This is a genomic window from Bacillus sp. B4EP4a (assembly GCF_006680105.1).
Taxonomy (GTDB): domain Bacteria; phylum Bacillota; class Bacilli; order Bacillales; family DSM-1321; genus Peribacillus; species Peribacillus simplex_E.
On sequence record NZ_VHIK01000076.1, the window covers coordinates 24,324 to 33,882 of the forward strand.

Consider the following 9,559-nt stretch of genomic DNA (forward strand, 5'->3'; position numbering starts at 1 on the left):
TTTTGGCAAATTTAGATCCGCAAGCAGAAAAATATTTACAAGCATTTAATCAGCTGCCACCTATTCATACGATGGATCATAAGTCAGTAAGAGAGATGCTTTCTAAAGCACCGCGTCCTGCTGTAAAATTAGAACCGCTTTCAAAAGTTGAGGATTTCATGATTCCGGTAAGCCAGGATGAAACAATCAAATGCAGGGTATATATACCGGAAGGGCAAGGGCCTTTCCCTCTATTTATTTACTACCATGGTGGAGGATGGGTTCTAGGAGACATTGAATCAACGGATGCAAGCTGCCGAATGATAGCGAATCGAACGGAAAGTATTGTTGTATCCGTAAACTATCGTCTTTCTCCAGAGTATAAGTTTCCGACTCCAGTAGAAGACGCCTATTCCGCATTGCAATGGGTTTTTGAAAAAGGGACTTCATTTAACGGAGAAGTTTCTCGATTGGTAGTTGGAGGGGATAGCGTAGGTGGAAATCTAGCGACTGTAGTTACGATGATGGCGAGAAACAAAAAAGGTCCAAACATCACTGCACAGGTCTTAATCTATCCTGCTACAAATCTTGAGTTCAATACGGAATCCCATCGAAACTTTGCAAAGGGATTTGGTCTTGATCGCGAACAGTTAATTTGGTTCCGTGATCATTATTTAAGGAATAATGAGGACAGGCGTAATGAGTATGCTTCCCCCTTGGTCGCTCAAGATTTAAGTGGTCTCCCGCCAGCAATTGTTATTACAGCGGAAAATGATGTACTTCGGGATGAAGGAATGGCCTATGCTGAACGTCTGAAAGATTTTGGTGTTCAAGTTGAATATGAATGTGAACCCGGGATGGTCCACGGATTTTTTGTACAAATGGCCATTTTCTCAAAGAACATAGAATTGACTGTTTCTAGGATCGAGAAGTTCTTGAGTTCCTTAAAATATACAATAGGGATAGAATGAAAGAAAATGTTCTAAATGAAGCGAGCCTCAGAATTTAGTGAGGCTCGCTTTTTAAAATACATATTTAATTTTTAAATAGAAATTATTGAGAATCAATGAAACAGTAACAATAGCAACCTGCATTTAGTAATAAACGGTATTTCCAATTCCACCGGTTACCGAAATGACATCGCCAGTTATCGATGCCGCCAAAGGTGAGGCTAGGAAGGTAACGACATTAGCAATTTCCTCTGGTGTAATCAAGCGGCCGAGGGCATTCATTGATGCTGCCTGACGTATAGCTTCCTCATTAGTGACACGGCCTCTAAACGTTTCAGTATCGACAATCCCTGGATAAACAGCATTGACAGTAATTCCGTGCTTTCCTAATTCTAATGAAGCGGATTTTGTCATATGGACAACAGATGCATTACGAGGACCGGAACTAAAATAATTGCCGCCAATTCTAGCTGCCAGACCACTTATATTGATAATACGTCCCCAATTATTTTGGATCATATAAGGAGCAACAGCCCGGACACAACGAAAATAGCCCATATACTTTTCTTCAAAATCTTTCAAGATAAGTTCATCTTTAATGCTGTTAAAATCCTCTGGTTCATGACCTCCAACACGGGCTCCACTGTTGATTAAAATATCAATGCTTCCCATTTCTACTGCTGATTTTTCAACTAAATTTAGGATAGAGCCAGGATCATTAGTATCTGCCACGATTGGATAAATATTTCTGTTGGTTTCATTGGCCAATTCGTCTGCTGCATTCTTTAGTGAAGATTCGTTTCTTGAACAAATCGTACAATCCACACCTTCCAAAGCCAACTGACGGGCAATAGCTTTGCCAATCCCCCTGCTTCCTCCAACGATAAGTGCCTTTTTTCCAGATAATTTTAAGTCCATAGTTCAACCTCCTGTTTCGAATTAACTTGTATAAGACTCTGCTTGAAAGTGATTTATTAGAATATTTAATCATTTCTATCTTTGATTCTACCTATAAATGATAATTATATAAAATTAAAGATTTTAAATTGCACTTAAGTTTTATTAATATAATGATAAGTGTTGTAAAATTGCATGTATAAGGATGTTACATTTTCCATTTATTAGTAAAGTTTATTTGCAAATTAAAAATTTTAATTTTATTTAACTGAAAATTATGAATATAATTAACGGAATAACATTTATAACAGTCAGAAGTTATTTAAAGCGCTTTCATGAAAAAAAGGGGGGAACAAGGAACATCATTTATTAAGCAATAATTGTTTGTATAAGAGTTTCTAAGATAATGGCAGTCGCTTTTAAAGTAGGAAAACAGCCCAAACTTTAGTACTATAGTTAAATTCCAATAGAAAACGAAGGAGGGTTCTCGGTGCAGTCTATTTTAAAGGAAAAAATTCAAGGACCAGTAGCTTGGAAAGGTATTGATTTAGCAAAAGATGATTCATGGATTTATTATTTGTCAGAGAAAACGATTGTAAATCTTGAAAGCGCTTTATTCTATGTAAAACAAAAAGGGTTAAAGGCACCTGATTTTAACAAGGAGGACTTTCCAATTCCGAATCTTTCTGACGAAATAGCCTATTTTATAAACGAACTGGAAAATGGGAGAGGTTTTCTATTAATTCGTGGCTTACCAATAGAAAAGTATACAGATGAAGAAGCAAGCATCATTTACTGGGGTCTCGGAGTCCACCTGGGCATCCCGGTAACGCAAAATGCAAAAGGTGATCTATTAGGGCATGTTGTGGACCAAGGTCTCGACATTAATGATTCAAATGTACGTGGTTACCAAACGAAGGCTCATCTTCCTTTTCACCCAGATGGATCTGACGTAGTCGGATTATTAAGTCTTCGAAAAGCTAAAGCTGGCGGTTACAGTAGTATCGTAAGTTCCATCGCGGTTTACAATGAAATTGTGGATAGGTACCCAGAGTATCTTGGAATTCTCTATCTTCCATATTTCCTGGATCGTCGTGGTGAGGAAACACCAGGTGAATCTCCTGTTTATTCATCACCAGTCTTTAGTTATTACGAAGGTAAATTAAGCTGCAGATATAACCGCGGATATGTCGAATCGGCACAGGCGAAAACAGGGAGATACTTGTCAAAAGTTGAAACTGAAGCATATGACTTAATGGATTCCCTCCTATATGATGAAAACATGCATATTGATATGATGATGGAACCGGGTGATATGCAATTTGTTAATAATTATACTGTTCTTCATTCACGTACTGTATACGAAGACTATGAAGAACCTGAACGCAAACGTCATTTATTAAGATTATGGCTCACGATGCCAAATGGGCGAGAAATTGCGCCAGACTTCGCGATGTTCATTGATGAGAAAACAGGTAAAGCGGGTCGCGGCGGTATTCCGGTACGTGAAAAAACAGCTGGAGGTATTGCAGATAAAATGAGGTAATGGGATTAATAAATATAAAGAGTTTAGACGAGGTTAAACACGGAGATTTACCTTTAAAAACTTTTAAAACACCAATTGATTCATGTTAACGGAATAGAAGGGGAGATTATTAATTTGAAAACACCTAAATATTCTTGGATCATATTATTAATTCTTGTAGCTTCAGGTATGATCAACCAGGTTGATAAAATTATCATTGGTTTGGTTTCTGTTCCTCTAATGAAAGAGTTACATTTAAGTCCTTCACAATGGGGAATTGTCGGCAGTTCGTTTTTTTGGTTCTTTACCTTTTCATCTTTCATTCTAGGGGGAATGGCCGATTCAAGAAATACGAAAAAAATGTTTACTTGGATCTCGTTTGTATGGTTGATTGTTCAATTTACCACACCTTTTGTTTCCAGTCTGTCTCTGCTAGTAATCACAAGAATGGTCTTGGGAGCAGGAGAAGGTCCTGCAGTTGCTATATCAACTTCAATAATAGGAAAATGGTTCCCTAAACATAGACATGGTATAGGCTTTGGCGCTGTTCTCTTTGGAGCAACAATCGGGCCCGCGATTGCCTCGCCATTATTAATCTCCTTGATCAATGGATATGGATGGAGATCTGCTTTTATAGCAATGGGGATTGTTGGACTAATGGTGCTAGTTTTATGGTTGATTCTTGGAAAAGAAAGCCCAAAAGAAATCGGTTCGTATACTTTTGATCAAGAAGATAAGCACTCAATAATTTCTTCTAATGTTTCTTGGCGTCAGTTTCTTCCGTATCTATTATCTAAAAATTTTATTTTTATCGTTTTGTGTGCAGGTTGTGCCTATTGGTTATTGTCCGTTCAAGCGGTATGGTTTCCTGCATATTTTACCGAAATTCAACGTTTTGATGGAAAAATGTTAAAACTTGCAGTGTCTTTACCTTTTCTTTTTGCTGCCATTTGTCAAATTGTATTTGCCTTGTTATCGGATCGGCTTTATCGCAAAACAAGAGATATTCGTAAAGCACGAATAAATGTTGCAGGGATTACGATGGTGCTATCCGCTATTTGTTTATTTCTTGCAAATGCCTTTAATTCTAGTTCTATTTCCATTCTATTCTTCATCCTTGCTCCGGGTTTTGCGATTGTTATTCTTTCACTCGCACCCGCCATATTAATGGAATTATTTTCTCCCAAAAACATTGGAAAGGCTCAAGGGACCTATGTGGCTCTATCAAGTTCAACAAGCATTATTGCTCCACTCATATTCGGGTATCTTATCCAGTATGCAGGAACAGAGGCAATTGGATATAGTTATGGCTTTCAAGTAACTTCTTTGGTTATGTTCGTAATCGGATTATTATTTTGGACCATTGTCCGTCCCGCGAACCAAAGTCAGACAACGATAAAACCTGAGGAACAAGTTATTGTATAAAAATCATTAATAGGTGAATCAAGGAGGGAAATAAACTATGTGTAAAAATGAAAAGGCCGTTTCTGAGATGGACAGTTGTGTATTGTGTCATGAGGAATTAGCCATTATGGAGCGAAATCGCAGTAAGTGCTGGAGTTGTCAGGATAAGATATCCGAGACTTACGCTGATGATCATATTGAAGCGGAGGATTAAGTAAATTAGTAAGTTTCGTAAATGATTTGAACTGTAAAAGGAACTTCTTTATTACGGAGGTCCTTATTTATTCTTAGGCTATGTTAAACATAATTGTTGATTTTTCAAACTATGTTGATTGGAGCGAAGTGCCTGGAGCGGAAATCAACAGGTAAGTTTAACACAGCTTATATTTAAGATTATAGTTTGTAGTATATAAAGATTACTTATTTACCGATTAAAAAATTTAATTTTATTTAATTATTACTTATGAGTATGGTCGGTATCATAATAAAAAAATTCTATTAATTAAGTTAATAATGCAGGGAGTGAAAATATTGGCTGGGCAAGGAAAGTTAAACACAACATTTTATGAAGCGATTCAAGATATTCAAGATGGTGCAACCATCATTGTTGGTGGGTTTGGTCTGTCGGGAATTCCCGAGAATCTAATTCTAGCATTGCGAGAAAAGGGAACAAAAGACCTTACGATTGTCAGTAACAATTGTGGGGTGGATGATTGGGGACTGGGTTTACTGCTTGCCAATAAACAGATTAAGAAAATGGTGGCAAGCTATGTAGGTGAGAACAAGATCTTTGAAAAGCAATTTTTAAGTAGAGAATTGGAAGTAGAGCTTGTTCCCCAGGGTACACTGGCGGAAAGAATTCGGGCAGGAGGAGCTGGCATCCCTGGATTCTATACGCCGACTGGAGTGGGTACACCGATTGCAGAGGGCAAAGAGCACCGATTATTTAATGGCAGAACGCATATTCTTGAAGAAGGAATTGTTGGGGATTTTGCCTTCGTCAAGGCATGGAAAGGTGAACAGTTAGGAAATCTTGTTTACCGGAAGACAGCGCGGAATTTTAATCCACTAGCAGCAACGGCAGGCAGGATTACGATTGCCGAAGTAGAGCAAATGGTTGAAGTAGGTGCTCTTGATCCGGATGAGATTCATACACCTGGGATCTATGTTCAAAGGATATTGGAAGGAAAAAATTATGTGAAAAGAATTGAACGCCGTACCGTCATACCTACTTAACTTACCTTTAAAGGGTAACTTACCGCAAAAATTACAATGCGATTTTTCAGGAGGATTAACAGTATGGATACCAGGACAAAAATCATTAAGCGTGCGGTTCAAGAGATTCAAAATGGGATGAATGTGAATCTAGGAATTGGAATGCCTACTTTACTTGCGAACGAAATACCGAAAGAATTACATGTATTATTGCAATCCGAAAATGGGTTGCTTGGCATCGGACCTTATCCAGTTGAAGGGATGGAAGATCCTGATCTTATTAACGCAGGGAAAGAAACGGTTACAGCGGTAATCGGTGGATCTTTCTTTGACAGTGCTGAGTCCTTTGCCATGATTCGTGGGGGACACATTGATCTGGCTATCTTGGGAGGTATGGAGGTTTCCGAACAAGGTGACTTGGCAAATTGGATGATTCCGGGAAAATTGGTCAAAGGGATGGGAGGTGCGATGGATCTTGTCCATGGTGCCAAAAGAATTGTGGTCATAATGGAGCACACCAATAAGTACAATGAATCCAAAATCAAAAAAAGCTGTTCCCTTCCATTGACAGGTCAAAAGGTTGTAAATCGACTGATTACTGACTTGGCTGTATTTGATTTTACTCCCGAGGGAATGATTCTTGTGGAAACTCAAGAAGGTGTTTCACTTGATGAAGTGATAGAAAAGACGGAGGCTTCCTTTACGATCAGCACCAATTTGACATGTGGTAAAGGGGATCGCCAAAAGACTTCTATTACAAGGTAAAGAGATTACACTGCTAAGGGTAGAGATAGATTTGTAATAAGAGAAGCTTTTTCGCCCACCTTGAGACGAAGAACCTTCTCTTTTTTTTCTTTTTTAATTCTTAATAATTTCTGATTTTAAATAATGAATATATTTGTTGGCAAAAGTGGACAAATGTTTATTTTCTGATCGAACTAATCCTAAAGAAATATTTACAGTCGGATGATACACCAAATCAATTGGAACGATATCACCATTAATGATAAGGGGATAGTTTTTCATTACGAAATCAGGAGCAAATGTAATTGCCAAATTTTCATTGACGGCTTGGAGAACTCCATCCATATTATTTGATGTAAATAAGATTTTCAAGGGCTTATATTTATGAAAGAATTCTTGTACAAAATACTGCATAAATTCACCCTTATATGTCACGAGAGTTTGATCAAGTATATCATGCGGAGTTATAGTACCAAGGATGGCTAAGGGAGAATGCTTAGAAACATAAACTTTCTGCTTCCCTTCGATTAATGCTTCAAAAGCTATTCCTTCCATGTTTATGTTCAAATCACTTGAATACGTAATCAGTCCAATGTCAGTCTTGTGCTGTCGAACATCTTCAATTACAGCAGATCCACTTTTATCGGAAACCTCCAAATTTACGTGCGGATAATCATGTCTAAACGATGCTATCGCTTTTACCAGGAACGTCATCAATCCAGGTAATGACGAAATTTTTAGTTCCCCCACTTCCGTGGAATTCAATAAGTTAGCAGTCACTTTTATTTCCTCAAGTTTTTTTTGTACTTCATAGGCGAGTTTCAGAATGATTCTTCCTTCATCGGTTGGGACAGCGCCGTGTCCCCGTGACCGCTTAAGAACTTTAATCCCCAACTCCTTTTCCAAGTTGGTTATGGACTGGCTGATGTTGGATTGAGTCACATGTAGATTCTGTGCTGCGATAGACAGAGAACTGTATTTTGCGACTTCTACGATATATAGTAATTGTTCAATATTCATGACTGTTCTCCTTTTTTTAATATTAGTAATACTTACTTACAGATTAAAATCTTTAATTTTATTTAATTATAATTTATTAGTATAATCAATATCAATAATATTTTAAAATCTTTGAATATTCTAAAAACAGGAGGAGAACTAGAATGTCATTGAACCAATTGTTTGATTTAAATGGTAAGACAGCAATCGTTACCGGAGGCGGCAGCGGGTTAGGGCGTGTAATGGCACTGGCGTTGGCAGAAGCCGGAGCAAACGTTGTTGTATGTTCACGGCGTTTAGAAGTTTGCGAAGCAGTTGTAAAAGAAATCGAGGCGTTAGGAAGACAGGCACTTGCTCTATCATTGGATGTCACAGATCGGGAATCTGTCGTTCAAGGTGTGGAGAAAGCGGTTTCTCATTTTGGGGAAATCAAAATTTTAGTCAACGGCAGCGGAACAGTTTTTGAGTCTCCTGCTACGGATATGCCTTTAGAACAATGGCAAGCTATGCTGGATACAAATGTGACAGGAACATTCTTGATGTGTCAGGCAGTTGGTAAACATATGATTAATAACGAATACGGTAAAATCATTAACATTTCTTCTAGTATCGGTTTTAAAGGTGTTGACCCGGAAGCTGTAGATTCTGTCGGATATACAACTAGTAAGGGTGCAGTCATGACTTTAACGAAGGATCTGGCAGTTAAGTGGGGACGACATGGAGTGTATGTAAATTCAATTGCTCCTGGAGTTTTCACTACAGGAATGAATAACCCAGAAATACCGGGAACACTTGTACACAAAGCAGGCCCTTTCATTGCCTCACAAGTTCCAGTTAGAAGATTAGGCAGTGACAATGATTTGGTAGGTGCACTCCTTTACTTTGCTTCAGCAGCATCTGATTATTGTACTGGACAAATTTTGACTCTTGATGGTGGACTTGGGGCTAAGTAAATTTCATCCAAATAACGTGGTTGCGTAAATTAATCATACTTAATTGCAATTAAAAAATATCAATTTTACTTAACTGAAAATTAAGAATATACTGAAATTATAAATTCGAACCCAGTTAATTTGCTTGCTGATGAAAGCGATAACAGTATGCGAATTTAATAAATATTTATTGGAAGAGGGGATTTTAAGTGGGTAATTTAAAAGATGTAAAAGAAGTAGAAGTATTTCATGCAGGTAATGTTAGTGTAGATGAATTGCCTTGGATTCCATATTTTGGGGATGCGAAATTTAAATTGCTTAAAGCCAACCCTGTGACAGGACAAACGGTTACTTTATTATCTGTTCCTGCGAAAATGCAGCTTCCGGCCCATTTCCATCCTGGAACAGTCATTGTATATACCGTCCAAGGGACTTGGAGATATCTCGAGGAGCCTTGGATCTCCAAACCTGGTGACATGGTTTATGAGCCTGCAGGCTCCAAACATACGCCGACAGCTGTAGGGGATGAAGATGTTATCACCTTCAATATTGTAGAAGGAACATTAGACTATATAGGTGAAGAAGGAGAAATTCTTGCCAGAGACAATTGGGAAACATTCCTGAAAAGATACTATGAACATTGCGCGGCTGAAGGAATTGAACCTATTGATGTGACTAAATTTTGATAATTTGATTAATAAAAAAAAGAGAAGTCCGGCGTCCACTTGACGAAGAGGCTTCTCTTTTTTCTTGGCTTTTTCATTTTTAATATTAATCATAATAATTTACAAATTAATATTTTTAATTTTATTTTATTAAAACTTATAAGTATAATCATTAACATGATAATGTTTTCAAAATTTTTAATATTCAAATTTAACAGATAATAATGCTGGGAGGGATAATGATTAATG

Annotated in this window: 9 protein-coding genes; 7 read left to right on the forward strand and 2 right to left on the reverse strand. The window is 37.6% G+C overall.

Annotated features, from left to right (window positions below; translation table 11 throughout):
* Positions 1–2 precede the first annotated feature (2 nt).
* Positions 3–950, forward strand: a complete 948-nt coding sequence (locus FNK51_RS25690; RefSeq protein ID WP_141995165.1) for an alpha/beta hydrolase — start codon at positions 3–5, stop codon at positions 948–950.
* 123 nt (positions 951–1,073) lie between these two features.
* On the opposite strand, the gene FNK51_RS25695 is transcribed toward FNK51_RS25690, so the two are convergent.
* Positions 1,074–1,847, reverse strand: a complete 774-nt coding sequence (locus FNK51_RS25695) for an SDR family NAD(P)-dependent oxidoreductase (RefSeq protein WP_141995166.1) — start codon at positions 1,845–1,847, stop codon at positions 1,074–1,076.
* Between the two features lie 469 nt (positions 1,848–2,316).
* Between FNK51_RS25695 and FNK51_RS25700 the strand changes: the two genes are divergently transcribed.
* From FNK51_RS25700 to FNK51_RS25715, 4 genes are all read left to right on the forward strand, one after another.
* Complete coding sequence (locus FNK51_RS25700; protein ID WP_141995167.1) at positions 2,317–3,372, forward strand: TauD/TfdA family dioxygenase; 1,056 nt, start codon at positions 2,317–2,319, stop codon at positions 3,370–3,372.
* Positions 3,373–3,486: 114 nt separating this feature from the next.
* A complete protein-coding gene (locus tag FNK51_RS25705; RefSeq protein ID WP_141995168.1) occupies positions 3,487–4,776 on the forward strand; it encodes an MFS transporter in 1,290 nt (429 codons plus the stop codon).
* A 510-nt stretch (positions 4,777–5,286) separates the two neighbouring features.
* On the forward strand, positions 5,287–5,991 hold the full coding sequence (locus FNK51_RS25710; RefSeq protein ID WP_483296143.1) for a CoA transferase subunit A: 705 nt from the start codon (positions 5,287–5,289) through the stop codon (positions 5,989–5,991).
* Between the two features lie 63 nt (positions 5,992–6,054).
* The gene (locus FNK51_RS25715; protein WP_098372747.1) at positions 6,055–6,735 is read left to right on the forward strand and encodes a 3-oxoacid CoA-transferase subunit B; all 681 of its coding nucleotides are present in this window, start codon (positions 6,055–6,057) and stop codon (positions 6,733–6,735) included.
* A 93-nt stretch (positions 6,736–6,828) separates the two neighbouring features.
* Here FNK51_RS25715 and FNK51_RS25720 read toward each other — a convergent pair whose 3' ends face one another.
* On the reverse strand, positions 6,829–7,734 hold the full coding sequence (locus FNK51_RS25720; protein ID WP_057213827.1) for a LysR family transcriptional regulator: 906 nt from the start codon (positions 7,732–7,734) through the stop codon (positions 6,829–6,831).
* Between the two features lie 143 nt (positions 7,735–7,877).
* Here FNK51_RS25720 and FNK51_RS25725 point away from each other — a divergent pair, with 143 nt between their 5' ends.
* On the forward strand, positions 7,878–8,666 hold the full coding sequence (locus tag FNK51_RS25725; RefSeq protein ID WP_057213825.1) for an SDR family NAD(P)-dependent oxidoreductase: 789 nt from the start codon (positions 7,878–7,880) through the stop codon (positions 8,664–8,666).
* Positions 8,667–8,854: 188 nt separating this feature from the next.
* Positions 8,855–9,331 (forward strand): 2,4'-dihydroxyacetophenone dioxygenase family protein, encoded by a 477-nt coding sequence (locus tag FNK51_RS25730; protein ID WP_057213822.1) that lies wholly within the window; start codon positions 8,855–8,857, stop codon positions 9,329–9,331.
* Positions 9,332–9,559 lie beyond the last annotated feature (228 nt).

Excerpts from the sequence above, each read along its gene's own strand:
- FNK51_RS25695 (WP_141995166.1), bottom strand. The coding sequence starts at position 1,847 with ATGGACTTAAAATTATCTGGAAAAAAGGCACTTATCGTTGGAGGAAGC.
- FNK51_RS25715 (WP_098372747.1), top strand. The coding sequence starts at position 6,055 with ATGGATACCAGGACAAAAATCATTAAGCGTGCGGTTCAAGAGATTCAA.
- FNK51_RS25720 (WP_057213827.1), bottom strand. The coding sequence starts at position 7,734 with ATGAATATTGAACAATTACTATATATCGTAGAAGTCGCAAAATACAGT.
- FNK51_RS25725 (WP_057213825.1), top strand. The coding sequence starts at position 7,878 with ATGTCATTGAACCAATTGTTTGATTTAAATGGTAAGACAGCAATCGTT.